Here is a 25135-nt window from a genome sequence, read left to right as displayed (position 1 = left end):
GTTAATTTTTATATAAAGATTATACAATTATTCATTCAGCATAAATTTCCTTACTACTAAACTTATGCTGCTTGCAAATGCTTTAACCCAATCTCTAACGCACCTGTTTCCCCAAAACCCTGATTAAATAAAAGTGGGACATCATACTTCTTTGCGTATTCTTTTGCTACATCAATAGAGACATGACCACATGCACCTTTCTGCACTACAATAACATCACATTTTTTTATAACACTACGAAACGTTTTCTTTACACCACCATGATTTTTCCCATCGTGAAAAATTACCTGACAATCTCTTTTTTTCGCTAATTTCTCTAATGTTCTACCATTTGAACCACCTAAAACTAGAATTGTACTCATTTCCATTCACTCTCCACATCTTTAGTTTTTTTATATGTACTTGGTGATACCAATAATACGATTGTGCAAATAACAATATTCAGGAATACCACACTTACTATTAATACAATTGCAAAGACTGGTAACAATAGCATGAAAATAAAACCACTTACAAGCAGGCAGATGAATATAAATCCATTGCTCATGTCTTCATAACCATCTAATCCCGTTACAATATCTAAACTGTGCATCCAAACTGTGATACTATCCCAATTTGTGATCAACAGGTATCCACTACCTACTAATAAAGCCCAGCCAAATAATGTCCCTAAAAGTCCCGAACCTCTTCCAGAAGAATATCCTGCAAAATAGTTTGCTGCTGTTCCAAATAATAATCTCATTCTTTTTACCTCCACATCTATATCATTTCACTAATATATATAAATTTTATTTAACCACAACTTTATTATATCAGAAAATTATGAATATTCAATAAATATTTTAAGGTACTCTTTATATTTTTTAATAAGGGTTGTGATTTTTATTCACAACCCTTATCTTTCAGTTAATCCACAGGTACTTCTTCTTGTCCATGTGGTATTTGTTCAATTGGTGTTACAATTTGTGCATACTGATTTACCTGAATTTTAAATTGTCGTGGTTCCAAGAAGTTTACCTGTTGTATTAAAACCTCTATATGAAATGTATCTACTTTTTTCCCACGGTCAATTTTGGTAATACGTGCATTGTAAAATTTATCCCCATTTAGGAAATATCTTTGAACAGCTTCTGTAGCAAGCATACGTTCATTACTTGTCATTTTCATTGGTTCAATACCAAATCCAGCCTTTGAAAACAAATACGGAACATCATAACTACTATTAGAAATTTTTAGTAGTAAATCCTCTACAGTTTTTGTTTTCGCAATATATTCTTCTTCTTTTGTATCAAATCCCTTTGGTTTATCTCCAAGTATCTCGATTTCATCTTGATTTACTTGTTCTTCCTCTTGCACTTGTGATTTCAGCATATAATCATGAATGGTATTATAGGTGGCAACACCTGCCACTAGTACGATAATCCCCAATATGACCAAGTACTTACGAGGCATATTGGATAAAATGTTGATTATTTTCTTCATCTACTCTCGTCCCTTATCAGTCTATTACATTACGGATTTGCGACATATGTTGTCCTCTTGCCGTATAGTTTAGACCTGTAATTTGTACACCTTTATTATCACCAATATGAATCATTTTTTGATTCCCTAAATAAATAGATACATGGTTAGGATTTTCATAGAAAATTAAATCTCCTGGTTGTGCACGACCGATATCTGGCACCTGTTTTCCTTGTCCAATTTGAGCACCTGTCCAATCTCCTAGCTGGACACCTATACTAGTTTTAAACACATATTGTGTGAATCCAGAACAATCTGCACTACCTGCAGCTGGATTTCTAGCACCGGATACATAGCTCACTTTCCCTGGTCCAACCCATTTTTTTGCTTCTTCCAATACCTTTTGTCGTTTAGCATTTGCCATTGTAGGAGAACCACCAGATGATAGACCTGGATCATCATTTTTCTTAAAGAACTTCATTGGATCCGTTGGTTGGTCATTAATACGAATTTGGAAGTCTAAATGAACAGCGTATCCACTCATATTAAGGAAACCAGTATCTTTATCGTAGTTAGAACCGCCCATTTCCCCAATTATTTGTCCTTTTGTCACCATAGTTCCAGGTGCAACTGATATTTTACTCAAATGTAAGTAGCGAGATACAATACCATTTCCGTGGTCTACATAGACACCTAGACCGCCACCGTTTACATTTCCTGTTTGCTTTGTTACAATACCCACTTCCATCGACCATACGGGGTCCCCGGCTTTTCCGGCGGTCATGGCCCCAATATCTACAGCATTATGTTGTTTTCCACCACGAACTGCATCAAACGTATCTGTAATACGACCTGATTTCGTTGGCCATTTCCAACCTTTATCAGAAATCCATTCGCCAGATGCATCTGCCACACACCCTAAATCTTTGTAATACTTCAAAACTTTAGAAACGTAGGTGTAATCGCCGTAGCACGCGTTAACCTTTGTCCTGAAGTTATTCGGATCGGAGCAACCAGCTGGGTTTAAATGATTCTTACTTCTTGAGAACTCAATGGCTGTTTCTTCTGAATAACCACCCTTCGCTAATGCATAGCTAATGAATCCTGACCCGAAATTATAAGATTGTAAGGCTAGGGCTATATCACCATTCGACTGCCCTAAAACATCTTTAAATTCTTGTACGCCTGCTTCAATAGAAATATTTGGATCTTTAATACATCCTACACGTGCATTCCCTTTTACACCTATACAAGATGGGCTCATGTCTCCATAATGCCCCTCTGAAGCCTGCATCGGGTCATTTCCTGCTCCACCTGATTCCTGCATCATTTGGGCAGCCAAAATACCAACATATTGAGCAACACCATGTTTTTCTGCCATTTCTTTAATTTTAGGAAGGTATCCTGTAACTTTTGCATTAAGGTTAACAGGCTCTCCACCAGGACTCACATTACCTACACACATACCACCAATAAATCCACCAGTAGTAGGAGCAAGATGTCCATATAGACCTTCTAACATCCCTGCGGCTAATATCTCACGAGCACGATCTTTTTGACTCTCACTAAATTTTGCAAGTTCCATCGCTTTCTCTAAACCGTGAGAAGATACTGTTACCTTTTTACTTCCGCTTGCATTAATTTCATCTATTTTTTTCTTAAAATCTGTATCTCCCAATATCTTTTTTACATCTGGTCCGGAATAACTTTCAGATTTGTTTTTTTGCATCTCCTTTTTCTTTTTTTCACAAGGACCATTCGGCCCTGCCTCACATACCGCTTTTTCTGTATATTCTTCATATTGGATATCCAAGAAATATGATATAGCATCATGCGGATCTTTACCAGTCAAATCGTTATCATAACGTGCCATATCAAAAGCGACAACCTCTTTCCAGTCTACATTTAGCGCCATTGAAATTTCCATATACTTTTTTACTTGTTCTTCTGTTTTACTTTCATCATCGGTAAATGGTACAAAAGATGCTAGAATCACACATACAGTAATAATAAGAGCCATAATGAGAGCAACAGGCAATCCTACTGCTCCCACGATAGCTCCTACAATTTTCACTATACCAGCTCTTAGCAGTTTGGCAGCAGCTTTCGCTGCCGCCCTCCCTGCTTTTCCTGCCATTTTTGCCATTTTCCCACTTGCCTGCATCCCTTTTTTCTTAATAAAGTGAGATGTCGCATCTTTTAAAGGGTTACTTTTCTTCTGATTATTTGGATCGTTAGGATTTTGACTCATAGACTTGTCACTCCATACTTTCCATTTTCATTATTTCTGCTTCTTCGCTGTGCTAGGCGAGGGTTTGGCGCAAATGGAATCAGGTTTTGTGGATCATGTTCTGATAAATTCAAATGTGTCTCTGTGCGTACAACTTCTTCCTGTGTATGAGTTACTAGGATTTCTTCTCTAGGTTTAATACTGCTATCTTGCACTTCACAAACCCTTTCAATCCTTTGATTTGCTTGTAATCGCGTATCTCCTTTTCCGAACGGAGAAATACGTGACACTGTGCCATCTGTTGTGGTAGCGACCATATAACTACGATCTCTTTCTACCACCATTTGCACATTCTGGTATCCCCCTTGGTCTAAATCAGACATATAGAAGTGACCATTGTCTACCTTATGACTTACTGTAAGTGGCGGTTCAGTAAATACTGGTTTCTGTTGTAAAGGTCTTTGATTTTGATTTCCTACTAATTGATTTGGATTAATATTGATAGAACGATTGATACTAATTTTCCCGCCACTAGAATCTTGAATATACGCTGGCATAGCTTTCATACCATTACGATGCTGTGTTAATTGACCGTCTGAAATATTTAAATCTTGATATACCACTTGTCCCGAACGAATACTACTATCTCCACTACCATAACGAGATACAACTTGTGTCATTCCACTGGAATCTTTCGCTTCAATCCATGATTTATTATTTGTCGTAACAAGACGTACTGCACCTTGAGCAACTGATTGTCTTCCAGTAGCATCCGTTGTTGTTGGTACCATTTTCAGAATCTCTTGAATTTCTGTTGCCTCTGCTTGGACAACTTTGTTATAAGGATTATGTTTGCTTACCGTACGTGCAGTTGCTTGATAAGCACCTACACCACCAATTACACCTGCTGCATAGCTTAATCCTTTTGTCGTATTGTAATGGCGTTCTGCTGCATTACCTCCTAACGAAGTATGAACGGCAGCTGCAGTTCCACTCATCACTCTTTGTACTGCATTTCCACCAGCCTGCTGAACAGCACTAGACGCATTAAAGTATGCTTGTGATACATTTTCCATACCTTTTGTATGCACGAGATGTTTGGCACCTTCCATCATACTTACACCAACCATCTTACTTTGCTGTGTCATACGTCCCACAGCTGAAGTTGGAATCGTCATTTTCCCAGCACTTTGCGAAATATTTGCTACACTAGCTGATGCATCTGCATACGAGCGCTCAATTTCAGAAACAGACAGATTTCCTGCACGCGCCATACTTGCTTGCGTTTGCGTAGCTGCAAACACAGCTTTATTGATTGCACCACCTGTCGCAACACCGTGTGAACGAACACCTTGAATCGCACTAGTAATTCCAGAACCAACTTGTTGACTCACAGTTCCAAGACTAGCATGACTTTGTAAACCTTTCGTCAATTGTGAAGCAAAGGCACCTTTATTAATATACGATTGATTATGTAGACTATTACCACTCGTATCTTTTGCCTGTATGGGCATCGCACCCGCTTGTACCGCCGCTTGCTGAGCGACTGCTTTAAATTCATTACCTTTATCATTTAAATGAGATTGCCAAGCTTCTACTTTTTGCGTTTGAGACATAGTTGGAGACAAGTTTTTCATAAAGTTTGCTTTGTTCTCTGCTGCATATCCTTGTTTAAAGGATTCTGTAGATGCTTGAACTAAATTCCCGACATTACTTACACCTTTTTGTTTCTGGTTTCCATATCCATTTGCTAAACTATGTGTTTTTACACCATTTACCGCTTTTTGAATGCCAGATACACTAGATACACCCATTGCATTTATATTTGGATTGTTTTGTAATTGTTGCGATAGCTGAGAAGCAAAAGCTTCCTTATTAGCATAGCTAGTCCCATCTTTTTGTTGCACAATCCCTGCTTGTTCGGCAGCTTTCTGAGCATGATTTTTAAATCCTTGCACTTTTTGACTCAAGTGTTTGTTCCATGCAGCCTCTTTTTCTTGTTGTGGTACATCTGCAGGTAATTGCTTCATGAATCCAGCCTTATGATCTGCTGTATATGCCTTTTTAAATGCAGCAGTGGACGCACCCACAAGTGAGTCTACTTGTCCCATATTTTGATGACCACTCTCTAGTGTTTCTCCTTTTACTCCTTCAACTGCTTTCCCAACTTTTCCGAGTGCAAGTTGAGAAGCAAAGGCATCTTTATTTACATAGGACTTATCAAACAGGTTGTTGCCTTGCTTATCTTTCGCATCAACCGGCATTGCTCCAGCCTTTGTTGCCGCTTGTTCTGCATGATTTCTAAATCCTTGAACTTTTGAGTTTAAATGGTCATTCCATTTTTTCTCTTTCTCTTCCGCTGACATGTTTTCTGGTAATTGACTCATAAACGCATCTTTATGGTCTGCCTCATATCCTTTTTGGAATGCGTTAGTTGCAGCGTTAACTAAATCTCTAGCGTTTCCATATGGTGTAGCATTTTTCTTCATATTTTGTAAATCTTGTTTTCTCTGATTTTTGAAATGAGACATTTGATCACTATTTGTTTTTGCTACTTTTTTTGCAATCTCTGCATCGGATGCACCAGGGAATGCTTGTTTCAAACGACTCGCAACTGCAGAATCAGGGTTATCCGCTTTCCAATTTTCAAAATCCTTCGTAGCTAAGTCTTGTGCAATATCTTCATCTGTTAACTCTGGATATTGTTCTCCATTTAACCCTTTATACGTATCTAGACCTTTCTTCACACTGGAACCAATATGCTTCCCAGCACTAGTAACTCCTTCAAGTCCAGCTGCCAATGTTCTTCCTGTTACTGCACCAGGAACTCCACCTGCTTTACTTCCAGCAAATGTTCCTACTGCCATTCCTTCTGGTCCAAGTCCTGCGCCCATTGCTAATCCTGCGAGTCCACCCGTTGCTTTTCCAACCATGCTTCCAATTTGACCTGATTTTAACATACGAGCTGCACGAGATGTTGTACCTATATCTGTTCCTAAATTGGCTCCTAACGCATTTTTAGGATTATCAGCATCTTCTTTTTTATCTTCCTCGCCTTCTTTTCTAGCTTTTGTCTTCTCTTTATTACTACGATGGTCATCACGTATTCCTTTAATGATGCCCGCCATACTTGCTAAGGCACCCATTCCAAGCATCGTACCTGCTCTATTTACTGCTCCCACCGTATTTGTACTTAAACCAATGAATCCTTTTACAATTTCGCCTATAGGAATAAACATAGCAAATAAGATTAATTTAATAATGGTATTATCTGATTTGCCTACTAGTACAAAAATCAACCATATAGTAATCGCATGGATACCTTGGATAAGTACTGTACCGACAAATTCACGCATCCAATATAGAGTTTGTTGTTTTTTTTGCGGAAATAGCCACATACCAACCATAACCGGTCCCATTAACATCAAAATATAAAGAGATACCGCTCGCATTAAATAGAAGAAGTTGGCCCAAAGTGATAATCCTACCTCAATCAACATCGCAAAAATTTGAAATAAATAATCATCCTTATTTTTATCCATAGACAATTCGGTAATTGTCTGACCTGGTTTAAAAACATCTAGCGAATGTTCTCCTATTGCTCTTTTAAACTCCGATGCTACCCAAGTATTCATATCAAATATAATGTTATAGAAGAAATCTAAATGCCATATACAAATAGAAACGATCATTAAATCCTTCGCATATTCAATGATATATGTTCGATTTGTTGGATTAATGGCAGCAGCTGAATACTTTGCACCAGCAATTACAGCACTGACTAAGACTAAAAAGGCTGCAAATTTAAACATGACTGGTAATCCCGTATTTAATACACTCCCAGCTGTGTCGTCTTTAAATAAAAAATTTAATTTTGCACTATCCCCACCAAAAATTAAATCGGGGATAGTATCAATTAATTTATAGATTGGAGAAAGAAAGGTCTTGACCATAGAAACAATTAAGCCGCCGACCCATCCTATTATCTTATCAAGCATAATTTCACCTTCCTTTTCAAAGGTACGCTATTATCCTGCGTACCCTTGTACTTTCTTCATATTATTTAAAAGCTCTTGCAGTACGGCTTCATTGGATTCAATGAACATCATTTCTTTATCTGATGGATCTGTTTGAATCCAAACTGAACTATCTCCTATGCGGAAAATCCCTTCACCTTTCCCTGGATTGTTGAGAATAATGTCAAGCTCCCCAGCAGTTAAGTTAAAGTTCTCTTGGATTTTTTTCTTATCAATTTTATTTTGCTCTAAGAAGAAATAAGAGAAAGTAGATTGCAAGATACCACGTGCTTTCACATTTTCTAAAATACGAACAAAGTCCTGACTTGCCCAACACATACCAGCATTTCTTTTACGTGAACGACGTGCTACTTTTTCTAAGAAGTTAACCGTTTGTTCATAGTCGATAAACTGCCACATCTCATCCACATATAACACTTTTCGTTTGATAGCGTGTTCTGGACTCTTAATCCAATGCTCCCAAATATAGTTCAGGATAACGTGGAAGGCGATTGGCTTTAAGAAGCCCTCTTCTAAATGACTAATATTAAAGTTAACAACACGTGATTCATTTAACTGTGTTTCTACACCGCGTCCAAAATTACTTTGTCCATCAAATAATGGTTTTGAACCATCACGTAAGAACGGACGAATCGCAGCAATTAATTCTTCTGCTTTCACATCATCTCCATGGTTTTCCACTATTACATCATAAATTTCTTTTAACTCTGGCTCCGGCTTTCTCACTTGAGACTGAATTAATTGTCCATCTACTTTCTTCACTTCATCCGTATATAAAGATGATGGGTGAGAAGTAATACCATGATTACTGAATACTTCACGAATCGCATCTTCTAACATTGTGCGCTGGAATACATTTAATCCTGGTTGATCAAAATCTTGTCCGCGAATAATAATGTCAAAGAATCCTAGTATTTCATTGATTTTCTCTAAAATAGGCACAAATCTTACATACTTCACGCCATCACGCTCTACGAGTTCTTTCTTGTCATATTGTTCAAGCGCTTCTAGCTCTTCATCTTTATCCGTAATCTGAAGTTCTGTTACTGCAATTGCACAAGGGTTAATAATGATATTACTTTCAGGTGAAATATTTAAGTTAATACCACCTAATCGTTTGGTGATTTTTACGAATTCTCCCTCTGGATCTATGATCATCGCATGTGTATCTGCAAGTGATGTTTCACGTGCTAGCTTCATTTTTAAGAGTAAACTTTTACCGGAACCTGAAATCCCTGTCACACCAATGTTATAATTTGGTGGACGATAATCTGCGTTACCAAATGAATTTAAAAATTCTACTTGGCCAGTAATTTTGTTCTTTCCTATTGGTATACCACCGTTAAATCTTCCGGAACCTGATACAAAGGGAGCGAATGTACATAGAGCACGTCTATCGATATTTCGATATGTATCTTGCAGAGTATTTGGTGCACCTAGTGGCATAACCGCCTTCAAACCACTCTTCACACGATTCCAAGTACTCGCTATTTTAAAGTGAGATGCTTGCATTTCATCTTCGATATACTCACATAAAACATCTAATTCTTTCTTTGAGTCAGCATACGCAACCGCCATCGTACTTACCATATAGGAGTCATTCTCATTAAATTGAATTTCATCCATTAAATTGTTTGTATCCTGAATTTTTGCATCTAAATCTTTTTCTTGGTCAATATTTCCACGTGTACGTTGGAAAGAAAGGTTCGAACGTAACATCGTCAGCTGCATATCTAAAGATCGCATCGCTTTTGCTTTTGGCTCTTTATGAATATCAATCATGACATCAACCTCTCCAGCTGAAGTTAACATGTTCAGCCAATTGGTCTGCATCATACGAGGGTATCCATCGCGTGGAATATAAAATGGACGGAAGAAAGTATTACTTCCTAATGACTGCTTAATTACCCCATAGTCTTCTGCATCAATTTTCATTCCTTCTGGGGCAATGACATCAAATACAGTTGTTTGATTGTCTAATTGAGGCGATACTTCTTCTTGTTCGTACTCTTCCTCATCTAGTTCCAATTCATCATTCTTTTCAGCCTCTAATTTCTTTTTTTCTTTTTTCTTCTTTCCAAACAATTTCATACTTATGCCACCCCATTATTTGATTTTTCAGCCTTTTCTTCCGCTAGAACTTTCTTCATTAACTCTAGTTTTCTCTCATTTGTTTCACCTGTTGAATACAAAGAGAAGTTCTCATTTTCAATTAAATCTTGGAAACGTGCTTTCACCGCTTTACGACGGTTAAACGCTACGTATAAGAGTTCTATTAATTTATCTTTCGTTAACATTTCCACACTAATTTTTGCTTTCGATAGTAGATTTCGGGAAGCATTATAGCGACGATATAATTCGTTAAACGCTTTATCTACAATCTTTTCTTCCAATTCTTCCTCTGTATCAGCTGTAATCGTGCTAATATCCACTTTGTATGGATAAATTAAATATCGCTTTTGTTCATATCGAGGCTGCGAACGTTGCCAGTACTCTAAGTTATCGATAACTTCTTGTCCATAAAGTACTGTCTCTGGTGTAAGGTCCTTCGCACCTTTCATTGTTTCTGTCATTTTTCGTACAGGATCTGTTAAATCTACAAATTTACTTTGGATATATACCTTCGTATTAAACTCTAATGTGGTTAGCCATGATTCAATTTTGATATCAATCGCTTCTTGTTCCGCATTAGAAAGCAGGTAATAGTTAACTGGGTGTGCCTCAGCGATTAGGACAAACGTATCATCATGATAACGAATCATATGATTTTCAACTTCCTTAATGTCCTCTACAAAAGCACTAAAGAAATCCACATTATCTTCATCAATTTCCTCTGTAGCAGGCGTATTCTTTTTATTTTTCTTTCCATTTTTTTCAGCAGTACGTTTCTCTACGCCGCCCTGACTTTTCCCCTTTTTCTTAGAACCAAACATCGGTTTTCCATTCATTTTCCGATAAAAGAAAAAACCTACAATGGCTACCAACGCAAAATATATCATTTCTAACATCTATACATTCTCCTTTACCCATGTAATTGGCTCGTACCCTTTCCTCCACTTGCCTTTTTCAGAACGGCTACGCATTTTGATAAGTAAATATTTATCTAAATACATGTGTTGTTTTTCTTTATAAATAAAGGCAAACGTTATTACAACTACAACTGTTGGTATTGCTAAAATTAAGCAAATAAAAAATGCTACCGCCGCATTAAAAGGTGCAAATAGCCGCCATAAGAATGGTACATATAAATAAAGGGATGCTCCGCCACCCAATAGATAAATCAATTGGCGTTTGCTCAGCACACCTAATAGTGTTTTTTGTTCCGAAGTCATATCAACAGGAACGGTTACTTTTCTCATTTGGTTTCCTCCCTTATATAAGAGAAGCTCTCCCCAAATAGAGGAGAGCTTTTACAAACTCTTATGTTAAATTTTTGTAACCCAAGAAGCGATGTCGTATGCTTTGATCATGACAAAGCCTCCAATTGCCGCACAAGCTAAACCAATCATGGCTTGTGTACGGTTTTCAGGGTTTTTACCTTGTGCACCAGATAGTTTAATAGCCGCAAATACAACGCAAGCTGCTACCCAAATTCCCCCAAAACCAATTAGTGTTGTTACAAGGGTATTCATGCTTTTTTGTACAGTATTAGCATCCGCCCCACTTGTGTGCCCTTGAATACTCTTCGAAAAACTATTTTTTGCTAGTAGAAAATCTCCTACCGATGTTGTCATAAGTTTTGCAGACAACCAATTCAACATAATTCCTGCACCTCCGGGTGTTTTTGATCGCAAAACGCAAAAAGACCCCAATACACGCACACGTCCCCTAAGGACATGGCGCATATTGAGGTCTTCTCTTATATGCGAACTGATTAATTTTTTATTTTATTGTTAAATCTTATTACGTTTATATTATAGCAATACGATTTTAAAAAAACAAGCCTTATTTACACCTAAAAAATAAAATTGGACTTTTCGTGTTCCATTTTACTTCATTTCTTTTTATCATCTTTGTTTGGATCGTACCATACCATTTGAATTTGAAAAATATCACTGTCCTTAAGACCTAAAACATTCATTTCCTCTTTCAATGAGCGCCATGGTTCTATTTTTATCGATTTTGTACTTTTGTCTCTAAGCGTATACACATGTACATAATATGCTTCTTTTTTCTTTTGCATAATAACCTCCATTTTACAGAAGTATAACTAATTGTATATCTATATAAAAATTACATAATTAATAATCACATTGCTGGGTAATATACCTTGATCAGTCTGCTATTCCTTTATAATATACCATTATCTATTTCCAGTAATTAACAAGCTATTATAACACATATACAAAAATTAAAATGAAAGATAGCCCCACACTCCCCTCCAAAAATGTATAATAAAATTATCAGCATTAATAAATTCTAAGCGTCTTAAAATAATAATTATGATTGATTTTGCTACTCCTTTTCCGGAAAAATACATTATATAGGGGATTTAAGATGAAAGATAAAAGAAGAGATTATCATTTTGAAAATAATACGCTTAAACTAGTACCTTTAGATGAAAACGAAGAATTTTCAAGAGAAAATTGGATTCAAAAAAATCGCGATATTAGTAATTGGTTAGAAATATCTATTCCAGATGTTTCTCTTATAGAATTTATTGGATGCGGTGCAAATGGCATTGTATTAAAGGCCAAAGAGAGTATTACTGGAAGAATATGCGCTCTAAAAATATGGCTACCAAATACAAATTCTAGACATTACAGCGTATATTTTAATAAATATCAAGAAGAGATTACTAAGATAGCTAAATTAGATATGCCCTCTATTGTAACAATCTATAAAGCTGGCATAACCGATACGGGTTATTGTTATTCAACAATGGAATGGGTAGAAGGTATAACATTAAAAGACTTCTTAGCAGATAATACAAACCTAAGAGATGAGCTAAGATATAAAATTTTGAATGACATTTTACTAACTATTAATGAGTGTCATAAAATTAATGTTTTGCATGGTGACTTACATGACGAGAATATCCTATTAGAACCACTTGATTCACACAAAGGTAATTACAAAGTGAAAATTTTAGATTTTGGGACAAGTTTATTAAATAGACATAAATCTGTTCCCTATAGTAAGCAACGTGAATCCGCTCTATTATTACAAACTGTATTAAAATTACTTCCTGTAGAAGAAAAATACAACCTATTAAACTTCAAATTTTATAGTTTTCTTAACCAAAGTAGAGTAGCTATTAAACATAATGATGATGTTAGAAACATGGAACCAATTATAGTTAGTTCAGCATTATTACAATTATGTAAAGTCTATGCTTTGGTAGAAATGAATTATTTTAATGATACGGTATTTATAGATATGCTAACGCATTTATTATCCTCTACTCAATTAAACGCTAATAAAGTATGGGAATATATCTACATTAAAGGGACTGAGTCAGAATTAAATATAAAACACCTTTTAAATATTTTATCAGAAAGAATGGGTAGTTTTATATTCGAACCACATTTTCGCCACGTTGATTTACAACAACTCGAGTTAACTTTTAGTATATATGAGCTATCAAAAAACACTAGTAATTTACAGAAATATGAGGATTTTAATTTAGATGATTTTGATATAAATAATTTTGATTATAAAAAAGTTCTTAATTTAAAATCCATAGAAGACGTAATAGAATTTCTAACTTTTGCTAAGTATAATTCATATGAAGATGAATACATAAATTTTTTAACCGAATTATATGAATTATTAAGTGATAAATATGCCAAGGAGTATGAACCTACTAATGGGTATAAAAGAGATCTTGATTTAATATTTAAACTAAATGAATTAAGATTAATAAGAAACTCTTCTATAGAAGAAATATTAGATTGGGAAGAAGTATGATAGTTAGTAACAGTAAAATTATTATCTTCATCTACTAATAGTATTATAATTAAAAAACAGATAATTACGATATAAACGTAATTATCTGTTTTTGTTTCATTAGTTATTTACTTTTTAAAATCACAGTAACCTCTTCAACACTTAATTCAGCAGCCTCTGCAACCTTCTCTATAGGTACACCTACTTTAATCATGTTTTGAATTAGTTGTATTTTTGCTTCTTTTGCAGCTTTTTCTTCTGCCGTTTCTATTTCAGATATTCTATCTTTTATTTCTTTTTCTCTAGCCCAATATAAGCGTAAAAATTCCTTATCGCTACTTAAACGCTCCCAATCCTCTATCGCTTTTTTCAAAACTGGATCTTTTTCCATTGCTATCGCCTCCAGGATTGTTGTTAATCTCTCATCCTCATGCGCAGGAAATAGTAGTAACCAACGCGCTAAAGAATCTTCCCATGGATCCATTCGTTCTCCTTGCCATTCTTGAATCACTTTTGGAATTTCAAGAAAATGCAACTGCATATTTTCGGTAATGATGCGCTTAGATTTTATATTCATCACTGTATTAACATTATGAAACTCTTTCTCTTCTGGAAACAAAATGAAATCTACTATATTAATACAAATGGTTGGTCTTAATTCCGTGTATTTCATCCCTTGGGTCATTTGGGAATAATACATACCTGACCAATAGAACAAAGAGCGCTCTATCATATCTTTTTTGTCTCGAACTTGAATCTCTATATTAATTTTTATACCACTATTTAACGTAGCTCGCAAATCTAAAATAGACAATTTATCATCCTTCTGCTCTCTTGGAAGATGCGGATCATCTAAGTGCAAAGATGTAATTTCTTCATCAATAGATGATTGTAGTACCGCGTTAAGAAACCCAATTAATATATCTTCATTTCCTTCTACTCCAAACAAACGCTTAAAAGCATAATCAACTCGTAAATTTACTAGATTCTTTTTTACATATACACTCATGTTCTCCCTCTACCTTTCTCGTATTAAAATTATATTTAAGAGCATAAAAAAAGATAGAATATAAATTCTATCTTTTTCTCCTCTATTCATCTCACCAAATATGGCTACACTAGTTACTTACTATATAAGAAATATCCTCTTCACACATATTTGTCGCATTTGCAATTATCGTGATAGAAACTCCCTCATTATAAAATCGTTGAATGAGTTCCATTTTTTCTTGTTCCCTCGCTTTTTTATCTACGTCCATTAATTGTTGCATAATATCCATATACTTAATATACACCTTTCTTTTATATATAATCCCCTAGCTAAAATGTTACGATTTATTATATTGTGCGGAAAACTGGCTTGAAAGAAGCTTGCATCGCATCATCCAAACCTTTCCCTTGTGCTGGGTTCCATGCTGCAATAATTACGTTATAGCCCTCTTTCTTTAACTCTGTCGCAAAAGCAATTAAGGCAGCTCTTACTTTTTCATTCTCTACTAAGTCAGCATCAAATGCTAAATATACATTTTCTACGCCCATATCTTTTAATACTGGCATGACGATTCTCCATGCATTTACACCTGGAATCGCAAGAACTGTCGTCCCTACTTTAGCTATTTCTTCTTTATTTAGTCTTTTAGGAAGTAAATCGGCAATCAAATCCGCCTTCATCGGCCCTTCTGTAATCATTACTGATTTTGTTTTGTGCAGTGTACCAGACTTCCAATGTTTCAAATGTGAGCTTGGTACCGCTACATGTACAGGTAGTGGATTTTCACTTCCTCCCGCACCGGTTCCTTCATTTTTGTTTGCTGAAGAGATCCATAAATATTTTTGACCTTTATGTATCTTTACAACAACTTTTTCCCCACCGATTAATAACTCTTTATTTTTCCCTATTTCTAGTTTTCCTTCATAGATACAATCACCGTTTTTTGTTATTTTCACAACATTAGGCTGTTGTACTAGTTCGGCTTGTATACCTGTAGGTCCAGATTTCACATGAACAGAGTTCTTTACTTCATCTACACGTACTTGCCAACCAACAATTTGATTATATTGGTTTCGGAACGGAATCATAATTCCTGGAAAACCTGCCATTAAACGAAGAGAAAGTTGTCCTTTCTTCATTTCATAAAATCCAGGTATTCCCTTCCAACAATCTTTTTTGCCAATTTGTTTAAATAACTTTTCCCAAATAGTTGTGTATGTATTATCATCTTCCAACACAATTTGTTGCTTTAAAAAAGAACGATATTGACGTATCTGTACTTCTTCTTCAGTCATTTTTCTATCTTGCAGTAAATGTATATGGTGCTTCTCCTCTAACGGCAAAAATCCAATTAAATTACGATTAAATGCATCTAATTCTTCGTTACTACGCTTACTATGCCCCTTTACCACATCTACATCTGGTAATTGGTATTGCTTCTTACCATTTAGATAATGGATATAACTTGGATTACTTGAATTTTTACCGTATACCCACTTACTTTCCACACGGGTACATGCTACTTTCTCCTGTGAAACATGCAGCATACAGTTTCCAATACCATTACAGATTGGGCATGGAACACGATAAAATTCCCACCAACTTCCTCTTGGATGTGCAGTTGTTAAACGAAATTGTCCTTTTTGTATGTTATAATTCATCATTTCCCACTCCTTGTATACTATTTATTATATATGGAACAGCTACTTCCATTAAACTCTTTATACTTCTATTTAGATGTTCTCTTTGTTCTCCTAACGGATATACAAAAGAATATGTATCACAAACTAAATAATCGTTTCTATGTTCTTGATCTAGCAAAGCTGATTCTACATATGCTTCAAATGCTCTAGCAAACATCTCATGATTTGTAGACCAATATTTTTTAGTCCTCTTCTTATCTAACTTAATGGCTGTATCAAAATATATAGACCCTTTCACTAGATAGGGTATTTCACTATGTTTTTCGCCAGTTTTTTTATAATGATATGCAGCTAACATTTGTGCGGTTTTCTCAAATTCATTTTCAATTTTACGCTCCATACGTGTCTTTGTTGCTCCTGATAAAGTATCAAGCTTCCTACACAAACTAGCATGATGTGATTCTAAAATGTTTGAAAGATTTCCTTTAAACACATCATAACTATCGATAACACCACCATAGAAATACCACTTTCTACTATAGGCATTTTCCACGTTGATTACTCTGGCTACTTTTCCTTGTTTACAAGCATCTAACACAGCTTGCATCTTTTCTTTTATAATAGCAGGCAAGATATTCCCAATACTCTTCCCGCTTGATAAGAAAGCAAGACTACCATTTTGAAAATCATGACTACAATCATATAAGAAATGCTCCAATGCATGTCCCCATTCATGACACAATGCCCCGACTCCATTATCACGAGTTAAATTAATGACTTTGGTAGAAGGTTCATAATGTGCTAATGCATTGCCGCTTCCTCTTGCACCAATCGCAAGTCCTAAGCGTCCTCCTAACCCTATATACTCAGGTGGAATTCCCAATATACGAGCTAAATCATGCAATGCTTCAGATACATGCCCAATATGCTCTTTTGCATATTGTTCTGTGCAATAATGACCAAATTGCATCCCCTTCAACCCAAACATAGCAACTACGTCTTCAGGTTTGGTAGCAATTTCTACTCCTGGTCCTTTTCTTTGCAGAGTATCTGGCAGTTTCCTACTCCAAGCAGCTGCGGATTTCTTACGAGTCGTAACCTTTTTCGTAAGTAAATCATTCCATGTTAGTTCATGTGATACACGAAGATACGTAGAATTAACACTTTTTGAATTTGTGCAAAGTGATATGAATTTCTTTCCTAATATTAATAATTCCATACCATCTGCATCAACAAACTCATCAAAATATTCCTCTACCATTCTTTTAAATGTGAATGTTACATTCTTATTTTTTCTAAATGTAGACCAACCATTGTTCATTTCCATTCCATAAGAGACCACAAGATCTACCCATTGTTCTGAGGTATGTACCGACTGTATATCATGCCATATTCTTCTACATGCTTGAACATATAGTTTCCTTGCAGTCGGTGTATCTACAATTGGCTTCTTATTAATTCTGCCCACTAGCAACTGCTTTAACTTTGCAACACGTGGTGGAACATCATTTTCTTTTTCATGTTCAAAAGAGAATGGAATCAATGTATTTCGATCCAATGCATTTAGCGCCTCTACTGGAGATTCTTTTTCAATTTCAGCTAAAATTTCTAAAGAAAATGATACTAAAAATGATTCTTTTAAAGCTCGTATCTCTTTCTTTGCTCCCACTAATTTCTCACCTACATCATAACTGTATCGATTGCGAACTTGTTTATCTGTTCTCACATCTTGTACCATTACGTCTTCTCCAACCTCTAAACCAAACAGTTCAAATAAATTCATACTAAAATCCTCCTGAATAAAATAAAAGACAGAAATTCATAGTCATTTTGCACTACGGATTTCTGTCATTCCCTCTGTCTGAACACTTCCATATAGTTATGTAAATTACTCATTACGATACACTCACACCTGTTAAAGAGAATAGATCCTCTTTTGTCGGATTTAGTGCTTGTAACCAGCTATCTACCTCTAAGAAGTTTACTTTTTTTAATTGTTCGCCTTTTTCCGCACGCTTAACCACCTCTAAACCTCCATGCTGATGCACAATCATTACAAGATCATCTTTCTTGAAAATACAATCTACATCTGCAGAGTTTATGTGGTGGTTACGTAGAATTGGTTTCCATTTCTTAAGTGAATAACCTTCTACACCTAAAAAACCACGGATAGCAGTAAAGCGAAAACTCGTCCCTCTAAAACATCTTTCCAATAAAAAAAGGAAATCCCGTACACATCCATTAAAATGAACATGATACAAATAGATTTCCCCTGCTTGTTTTGCTGCTCGCTGTGACAAGTTTGATGGTTTAATGAAAAACTGATAACAATCTCGTTCCCAAAATGCCCCTTCTTTTGTAACTCTCATTCGTAATGCACGTAAACTTGGAATAAGTTCATTTGGATGCGCAGAACAAAATAAAGATACTTCATAACTGATGTTCATAAATAAATCCCCCTAAATAATAATTTTTGCCCAGTGTAATAATGGGTTCTACTAATCAAACAGACTTGAAAACAACACAAAAAAGGCTTCTTCAAGTCGATTAAAAATGTGCATAGCAAAATAAGCTATATACACTAATCGGCTCAAAGAAGCTCTTTCATAAATGAAACAAGACGCAACTTGCTTCTACAACTCAACCACAACACAATAAGGTGTGGGAATAAACGGAATCAATTAAACAATAAATATACTTCCATATTAATGAATTCATACAAAAATTTCAATAATTTTATGTATCCTTAAAATATCCAGCTCATTTTTTTAAAAAATTCATACGCTTTAACGCTACCTTGGTTTCTTCATCAAATGATATAATTCCCTCCTCGATAATATTTCATTTAATATTGAAATTCTCTAAATCTCGATGTATTATATTTTTGTATTTTTCTCAGTTCCCTAGCCGAGAATACATCATCACTTCTGAAAGAACCCGTACTCCAACGGGTTCTTTTTTATTCCTCTTCTTGTAAATCCAATTATTTAAAAATAAAATTATAAATAAGTTCTAAAATTTTGAATCGAGGTGAACATCATGAAAAGTTTTGGTATGTTAGTACTCTCTACTGTCTTTTCAGTGCTCCTAGTATATTATAATGTCATCTCCTTTTATAATAAGTTTTCATCAGGAAATACATATTATTGGTTAAACGGTATCCTAGCTGTTGGATTCCTTATATCCTTAATTATCAACATAAAAGATATCATCAAGAAAAACTACAGGACCTCATAATAATAGGAGTTGATACATATGCGGAAAAAGATTAATAATTATAAGTTTCATCTAAAAGATTTGAAATTTATGACTTGGCTATTTCCAATTGTCGGTTTGTTATATGCCTATGAATTCTTTTCTGGGCTAATGTACCACCAGGAGGTTCGTTGGCTTAAGTTAATATGCATGGCGATAATGATTATAGGATTTATGGATATTAGAAAAAAGCTTAAAAACAAAGATTATAAAGCGGCTTAAATCACCAAATACTCTTGAACTCATTTTCGAATTATTGTATTATATTTTCGGATCTTACTTCATAAATCATTATCAAGAGAATCTGCAGGTTTGCAGGTTCTTTTTTGCAAAATTGATGTACCTTTTCGTTCGTTGTGTTCGTTTGTTTTGGTAGATGTTCAATCAAATTGAAACTGTATCCTTTGGTTTAATAAGTCCTAATAAAAACATAATAAAAAAAGAGTGCAATTAAGACATGCACTCTTTCAAAAGACTTTACCAATCTCGATGATCATCATGATTACAATCGCGTTCATGATTACGTCTACGACGACACTCATCACAATCGCAGTCACGTCTACAATGACAGTCGTTAAAATCGTTTCTTCTTCGTCTACGGCCGCAACCGCAAAAGACTAAATCATCCCAAAATCTATTACAATCTCGAGAATGTCCAAAATTATTATCCCATCCCATAGATATGATTCCCTCCTCTAAAAATAGAATTCATCATATTCTATGATTAAAAGGTAGAAATAGTTTGTTTACTAGCCTATGTTTCAAACTAATAATATTTCAATTTGCAAGTCTATCTCACGCCTTATCTTTCCTTAACAGCAAACAAGACGTCACCCAGATCACGGCAGCGCCTACGATAATTGCTATACACTTAATCAAAATCATTTATCCTCACATTATTTATTTCTTTGCTTCCATACCCCATTCTCTTTACGATAAATATTCTTGCCATCCATGAAGTCAGCTGTCTTACCCGAAATGTTATATTTCTTATTCTTTTTCTTAGCCTTCTTCTTCAGCCTTTTCTCTTCTTGAACAGCTTGCAAATCCGCCTTCCATTGCTTCAACAAATCCTTTTCACGTCGCATCGAATTTGTACCCCTCAGATTAAAATGTAAACCAAATAATTAGATTCTACCTATTTATATAGAATCCTTTAATCCAAATGTACATTTTGTTCAATAAAAAAAGAACACTATAAAGTGTCCTAAGCTTCTGAGTATAAAATATACGACAATGCCTTGCCATTTCTAATGGCGCAACCTAAAAGAGCTTTATAGCGGAATATATATAGCTCTCGGAAAAGGAATAAGTTGGTTGGCATTGATTCGATATTGTATGATGAAAGCCTCCTTATGTGCAAACGAAAGAGAGCACTCCCCCAATAAGTGCTCTCTCTTGAAAAAATATAGGGGAACATGTCGGAAACCGTTCAGTGTCATTATATGATACTCATTCCCGACTATGCCTAAGTCATGTATTAAAGGGACTTAATGTGTAATTTCTCTACAACAAAGAAAAAAGCACCCGAATGGATGCTTAAATTAAACTTATTCATTATCAATATCTCTACTTTCATCATTAACTGATTTCGGGTCTAACATGATTCCTATATCCGGTGGCAAAATTAACTCTATACCAGCTACTGGTTGATTGTCCTCATTAAAGTAATACTTCTTTATCTTATTCAACTCTTCATTTTTCTTATTTTCACTCATATTATCCCGCCTTTTATGTATGATATTAAAAACTTTTCTTAATATGTACATTGAAAGAGATATTATACTATTTTTCAACTCTCACAAAACCTATAATAAATATCAAAGTCTGCTCTCGGTATAGACTTCTTGCCCTTTGGTTGATGAGACATCTTTACATAAGATTGAATAACTGATAGTGGCACTGCGAATACTGACTTATCCTTACTAAACTCAATAAGAAAAAAACATATCGCTCCCATCTTCTCCGCTTTCTCCAGGTAATCCAATTGATGCTGCGCAATGTTCTTTAAATCAAAACGTGTATCTTCCTCTGTAGACTTCGCTTCAAATGCTACAGCTCTCCCCTTATATACACCGTCATAGTCTACTGTGCTCTTTGCTTCATAGAATCCATTTAGTACACGGCCACCTTTGCTCTTTAACACCTTCACAGGAGTCGGACGTTTGTTAATAAGCGCCACTCCCCCTCTTTGATACATTTCATTCGCTAAATTGATAAGCATTTCAAATGCCCTTCCACGGTTACCTTGTCCCAATGTTATTCTTCACTTTCTCTTAAAAGAATTATTTTGTTGAATTTTCTACTACCAATCATTAAAAATATCTTATAATCGTTATATGCAAACTTTTTAAGGAGTAGATAGAATGCCAGTTACACTCGAACTTATTCTTTTCATTCTTATAGCAATTAGTGCTGTTGGCTATTTGATAAAAGAATCTCAAAAAACTAAGAAAAGAACCCTTGGAATTTCACTAGAACTTTTAGTTCTTTTCTGGTCAATATGGAGAATATCAACTATCATAATTCAAATTTCAGAATATAATCTCTCGTGAATAAAATTCAATATTCCGTCAATACTGTATATGACATCAGATTTTCTCCTTGTTCCCCCTTGGAGAACCTAGCAGTTAGCTTTTGCTAGCTGCTCTTTATTTGTAAGAAGCACTCAATTAACTGGACTCACATATAATATTCTGAGTTCCTTTCTTTATAAAATAGTCGTTATAAAATGAGGTTCGTCACGAGAGCACTTTACTAAGTGCTCTTTTTTGGTTTTAAAATAAAACAAAATGAAATTTTTATTAAGAAAACTTATTTATACCTTTTAGTTGATTGTTTTCTAATTCAAGTTCACTTATTCTTCTTTGTAGCTTTTTAATTGTGTTTATAGCCATCAAAGATATATCTTTAACTTCTTTTTCGTTTTCTTCATATTCTTCTGTGGTCATTAATTCGGTGTTTAAATTTCCTCTCAAATGTAAATGCCATAGTTCTGAAAAAGTTTTATCAACTCTCAATTATTCACCCCCGTTTTCTATTAAAATGAAGTTTTCTCAATATCTACAACCTGGAAATATTTTTCCTCTTATGGTAACATATTGGTAATCCCATAAAATTCTATTGTTCCATTAAAAAGGACCCTTACCCCTTTTCCGGGTCCTTTTTCAACGTTTTCTACTAAAATAGCGTTTTTTATTCAAATTGATCCCCTGCTTATTTGGACACATTTACCAGTATTTTTACCAAAAAATTCATGATATGGTTAATTAGTCGAGTACGTCATTACTTGACACATACCCTTAGAAGCCCCGTGGATAATCGGGGGGGCTTTTATTTAGATAACGATTTTATCTTAATTCATTCACTAATCTCATACTTTGACATACAATAATAGTGCCTTTCTGTATAATGTGAGTTCGTCACTTTCGTTATAATTAGGTATAAGGAGCGCTCTCGATTAGCGCTCTTTTTATTTGTTGTTAAATAAGGATTTTGTTTAAATTTCTTTAACCTTATTAATTCCTTTGCATACAGTATTATCACAAGAAATTCAATAAGTGCTCCGGTCTAGTTACCTTGAATTTCTTGCAAACCTTGTGGGAAGAATCCGTTTATAACAAACGGATTCTTTTATTTATCCATCATAAAATAACTATTTTGTTATATTCCTCACACATTTAAATGAGGCAAGCATATGTTGTAGTATTATGTTTCATCGCTTATAAGGTTCTCCTTTTTTCAAGAGTACATATTTGATATGTACTCTTTTTTTCATGCCCCTTTACGAGTAACCTTTTTTACATTACACATACTACACTCTTTCAAATCGGAGCTTTACCCCTCCGGAATGTTTAGTTGGTCAATTACCTGCTATTTTCGATTAAAATAACTATTTTGTTCACTTTTTTGATACATTTACGAAACATTCATATGTTATCTTCAGTAAGTTCTTTTCTTTTCATAACATTGTGTGAGTTATACCAACACAAGAAGCCCTAGATCCCTAAATCTAGGGCTCCTTCGTTTAAATAACTATGTTGTTTGATTTGATGTATAAACAACTGTATATTTATATATTAAATTATAATTTTGCTTCCCACTTGGTTTCACATACGACTTTTTTTCTTCAGTTATGGGGTTCTTACGTAATAGTAAGAACCATTTTTTTATTTCAATAAGCATTTTATTAAAAATTTACATATACATAGCTTCCTTTAATAATTTCAATTTCTAATAAATCTATGTCTGTGTTATCAAATATTTCAATCACATGTAAAAGTTACGTAAAGATTGCTATGAGTCAATCCTTTCACCCCAGAAACGTTATATAATGAAATTGCAAACATTAAGTTTGTACCTTTCTGTACGACATAACTCTTTACTAGGGGAAACCCTAGCTTTTTTATTTAGTACCCATAGCCAGTAAATCCGAATCCCATATTTCTCCTTTCTGATTCCGATAGTCCTAATGTTTCTACTGACGCTATGACGCCTACAGTTGCCTCGTTTAATCAAATGAGTTTCTACCCTTTAAATACATCATAACGCTATGTCTCCTAATCCAAATTCATTATCTCTTCTAAGGTTCTATCAGAAATATACGTGGTGATAATCTGTATCTTTCCGTATTTCTTTTTAGCCATTTCTATAGCTTCGCGCTCGAACTTCGCCTCAAACCAACGAAGCTTCCACTTCTCGTCTTTGTCGTAAAACTCTACTGAGTATGTCATAACGCTATTACGCTTCAGGAATTTGTTCACGGTACTTGTTGCGGTATAATCAAAACTTCCGACTACATCCTCAAGTGTTAGTTGCTTCATGCCTCTAACCCCATTGGACGTGATTTGATTTTATTCTTATCTGCCTGATCCATAATTAATGCGGCGATTTCTTCATGCACTTTCCCTGCTGCAACGCCACTGTGTAATTCTCCTTTTCCAAATCCGATCCAATTCGTGGCATCCCATTTTCCCTCCAGCTGTAATTGATGAATTTCTCTTAACTCCGCAATAACGGCATGACGTCTTCTATCCACTTCGGAAGGACGACTTTAGATTGAATATTATCTAACATAGGTCTTTCACTCCTTATTTACTGAGATAAAATTCATGGTATAATAGAGGTAGCTAATTTTAGGGAATGTTTTCTCTATAGCGATCGTTGCCATCGAGCGTTTTTTATTTTTCAATAGCTAACTTTCTGAAAGTTTGTTAAAATTTAGTTACCGATATGTGTAACAACTGGCCTGTGCTTCTGTACGGGCTTTTTTGATGCTTTCACACATCGGAATATCCAGGAATCTCTCAATAAAGTGGAGAATCCCTATTAAATCCCTGAACATTCAGACAAGTAAAGATTTGTCTACTTTCATAAATCTGTAAAATCTTTATATAAAAATTTAATGAATTATGTGTTAAACTTATTACATTCCAAGAAGTCCTTTACTTTTAGAATCGACAATTCTTCAATACCCTTAGTCTTGCCCTGCATCCCCTTGCAGGGCTTTTATCATTTAACTAGAGTGTGATATACCTCTTGTATGTTTCCTCAACCTTATCTGCGCTGTTATGTACACCCTTTGATCTTAAATCCTTTATAATCCACAAGATTTTCTTACGTTTATATT

At 34.9% G+C, this 25135-nt stretch carries 25 protein-coding genes and 1 pseudogene; 4 read left to right on the top strand and 22 right to left on the bottom strand.

The annotated features are described in order from the left end of the window. Positions 1 to 62: 62 nt before the first annotated feature. From AU379_RS24565 to AU379_RS24520, 10 genes are all read right to left on the bottom strand, one after another. A complete protein-coding gene (locus tag AU379_RS24565; RefSeq protein WP_061139923.1) occupies positions 63 to 368 on the bottom strand; it encodes a DUF2325 domain-containing protein in 306 nt (101 codons plus the stop codon). Continuing rightward, a complete protein-coding gene (locus AU379_RS24560; RefSeq protein ID WP_061139922.1) occupies positions 359 to 742 on the bottom strand; it encodes a hypothetical protein in 384 nt (127 codons plus the stop codon). Before AU379_RS24560 ends, AU379_RS24565 begins: the two co-directional genes overlap by 10 nt. A gap of 164 nt (positions 743 to 906) precedes the next feature. Beyond that, entirely contained in the window at positions 907 to 1482 is a 576-nt protein-coding gene (locus tag AU379_RS24555; protein WP_061139921.1) for a hypothetical protein, read from the bottom strand. Between the two features lie 16 nt (positions 1483 to 1498). Next, entirely contained in the window at positions 1499 to 3712 is a 2214-nt protein-coding gene (locus AU379_RS24550) for a lysozyme family protein (RefSeq protein WP_061139920.1), read from the bottom strand. Further along, positions 3709 to 7689 (bottom strand): hypothetical protein, encoded by a 3981-nt coding sequence (locus tag AU379_RS24545; protein ID WP_061139919.1) that lies wholly within the window; start codon positions 7687 to 7689, stop codon positions 3709 to 3711. Before AU379_RS24545 ends, AU379_RS24550 begins: the two co-directional genes overlap by 4 nt. A gap of 30 nt (positions 7690 to 7719) precedes the next feature. Next, entirely contained in the window at positions 7720 to 9819 is a 2100-nt protein-coding gene (locus AU379_RS24540; protein WP_061139918.1) for a DUF87 domain-containing protein, read from the bottom strand. Positions 9820 to 9821: 2 nt separating this feature from the next. Then, positions 9822 to 10736 carry a hypothetical protein gene (locus AU379_RS24535; RefSeq protein ID WP_044797360.1) on the bottom strand — a complete coding sequence of 305 codons (915 nt, stop codon included), beginning with the start codon at positions 10734 to 10736 and terminating at the stop codon, positions 9822 to 9824. Next, the gene (locus AU379_RS24530) at positions 10737 to 11087 is read right to left on the bottom strand and encodes a PrgI family protein (protein ID WP_061139917.1); all 351 of its coding nucleotides are present in this window, start codon (positions 11085 to 11087) and stop codon (positions 10737 to 10739) included. Between the two features lie 66 nt (positions 11088 to 11153). Further along, a complete protein-coding gene (locus tag AU379_RS24525) occupies positions 11154 to 11573 on the bottom strand; it encodes a hypothetical protein (RefSeq protein WP_044797361.1) in 420 nt (139 codons plus the stop codon). 149 nt (positions 11574 to 11722) lie between these two features. Further along, positions 11723 to 11911 (bottom strand): hypothetical protein, encoded by a 189-nt coding sequence (locus AU379_RS24520; protein ID WP_061139916.1) that lies wholly within the window; start codon positions 11909 to 11911, stop codon positions 11723 to 11725. Between the two features lie 314 nt (positions 11912 to 12225). Between AU379_RS24520 and AU379_RS24515 the strand changes: the two genes are divergently transcribed. After that, complete coding sequence (locus tag AU379_RS24515) at positions 12226 to 13638, top strand: protein kinase (RefSeq protein WP_061139915.1); 1413 nt, start codon at positions 12226 to 12228, stop codon at positions 13636 to 13638. 103 nt (positions 13639 to 13741) lie between these two features. On the opposite strand, the gene AU379_RS24510 is transcribed toward AU379_RS24515, so the two are convergent. From AU379_RS24510 to AU379_RS24495, 5 genes are all read right to left on the bottom strand, one after another. Next, entirely contained in the window at positions 13742 to 14626 is an 885-nt protein-coding gene (locus tag AU379_RS24510; RefSeq protein ID WP_061139914.1) for an Rpn family recombination-promoting nuclease/putative transposase, read from the bottom strand. Positions 14627 to 14735: 109 nt separating this feature from the next. Beyond that, the gene (locus tag AU379_RS30745; protein ID WP_172452158.1) at positions 14736 to 14897 is read right to left on the bottom strand and encodes a hypothetical protein; all 162 of its coding nucleotides are present in this window, start codon (positions 14895 to 14897) and stop codon (positions 14736 to 14738) included. A gap of 58 nt (positions 14898 to 14955) precedes the next feature. Beyond that, positions 14956 to 16269 (bottom strand): DUF3854 domain-containing protein, encoded by a 1314-nt coding sequence (locus AU379_RS24505; protein ID WP_061139913.1) that lies wholly within the window; start codon positions 16267 to 16269, stop codon positions 14956 to 14958. Beyond that, complete coding sequence (locus tag AU379_RS24500) at positions 16259 to 18034, bottom strand: LPD1 domain-containing protein (protein ID WP_061139912.1); 1776 nt, start codon at positions 18032 to 18034, stop codon at positions 16259 to 16261. The genes AU379_RS24505 and AU379_RS24500 overlap by 11 nt, the downstream gene beginning before the upstream one ends. 112 nt (positions 18035 to 18146) lie before the next feature. Next, a complete protein-coding gene (locus tag AU379_RS24495) occupies positions 18147 to 18698 on the bottom strand; it encodes a hypothetical protein (RefSeq protein ID WP_061139911.1) in 552 nt (183 codons plus the stop codon). Positions 18699 to 19290: 592 nt separating this feature from the next. Between AU379_RS24495 and AU379_RS29965 the strand changes: the two genes are divergently transcribed. Beyond that, on the top strand, positions 19291 to 19488 hold the full coding sequence (locus tag AU379_RS29965; RefSeq protein ID WP_071741338.1) for a hypothetical protein: 198 nt from the start codon (positions 19291 to 19293) through the stop codon (positions 19486 to 19488). Positions 19489 to 19506: 18 nt separating this feature from the next. Next, positions 19507 to 19728, top strand: a complete 222-nt coding sequence (locus AU379_RS24490; RefSeq protein WP_061139910.1) for a hypothetical protein — start codon at positions 19507 to 19509, stop codon at positions 19726 to 19728. 255 nt (positions 19729 to 19983) lie between these two features. Here the strand turns inward: AU379_RS24490 and AU379_RS29960 are convergent, their stop codons facing one another. The 4 genes and pseudogenes from AU379_RS29960 to AU379_RS24480 form a co-directional block, all read right to left on the bottom strand. Next, on the bottom strand, positions 19984 to 20184 hold the full coding sequence (locus AU379_RS29960; RefSeq protein ID WP_071741336.1) for a hypothetical protein: 201 nt from the start codon (positions 20182 to 20184) through the stop codon (positions 19984 to 19986). A gap of 218 nt (positions 20185 to 20402) precedes the next feature. Beyond that, positions 20403 to 20594 (bottom strand): hypothetical protein, encoded by a 192-nt coding sequence (locus AU379_RS24485; protein ID WP_061139909.1) that lies wholly within the window; start codon positions 20592 to 20594, stop codon positions 20403 to 20405. A gap of 462 nt (positions 20595 to 21056) precedes the next feature. Continuing rightward, entirely contained in the window at positions 21057 to 21224 is a 168-nt protein-coding gene (locus tag AU379_RS30740; RefSeq protein ID WP_001293569.1) for a hypothetical protein, read from the bottom strand. A gap of 95 nt (positions 21225 to 21319) precedes the next feature. After that, positions 21320 to 21763 (bottom strand): annotated as a pseudogene (locus tag AU379_RS24480) (Holliday junction resolvase RecU); the annotation flags it as partial. Positions 21764 to 21872: 109 nt separating this feature from the next. On the opposite strand from AU379_RS24480, the gene AU379_RS24475 reads away from it, so the two are divergent. Further along, positions 21873 to 22061, top strand: coding sequence for a hypothetical protein (locus AU379_RS24475; protein WP_001145518.1), 189 nt, complete (start codon positions 21873 to 21875; stop codon positions 22059 to 22061). A gap of 249 nt (positions 22062 to 22310) precedes the next feature. Here AU379_RS24475 and AU379_RS24470 read toward each other — a convergent pair whose 3' ends face one another. The 3 genes from AU379_RS24470 to AU379_RS24460 all read right to left on the bottom strand — a co-directional run bounded on the left by AU379_RS24470 (position 22311) and on the right by AU379_RS24460 (position 24544). Then, positions 22311 to 22526, bottom strand: coding sequence for a hypothetical protein (locus tag AU379_RS24470; RefSeq protein ID WP_061139907.1), 216 nt, complete (start codon positions 22524 to 22526; stop codon positions 22311 to 22313). 1539 nt (positions 22527 to 24065) lie between these two features. Continuing rightward, positions 24066 to 24329: a hypothetical protein gene (locus tag AU379_RS24465; protein WP_061139906.1), complete on the bottom strand. Its 264-nt coding sequence runs from the start codon at positions 24327 to 24329 to the stop codon at positions 24066 to 24068. Further along, positions 24326 to 24544, bottom strand: coding sequence for a hypothetical protein (locus tag AU379_RS24460; protein WP_061139905.1), 219 nt, complete (start codon positions 24542 to 24544; stop codon positions 24326 to 24328). The genes AU379_RS24465 and AU379_RS24460 overlap by 4 nt, the downstream gene beginning before the upstream one ends. Positions 24545 to 25135: the final 591 nt, after the last annotated feature.

It is taken from the genome of Bacillus sp. JH7, from assembly GCF_001563515.1.
Lineage (GTDB): Bacteria > Bacillota > Bacilli > Bacillales > Bacillaceae_G > Bacillus_A > Bacillus_A cereus.
Note: the sequence above shows the minus strand (reverse complement) of the source record. Positions and strands in the feature narration are given on the sequence as shown.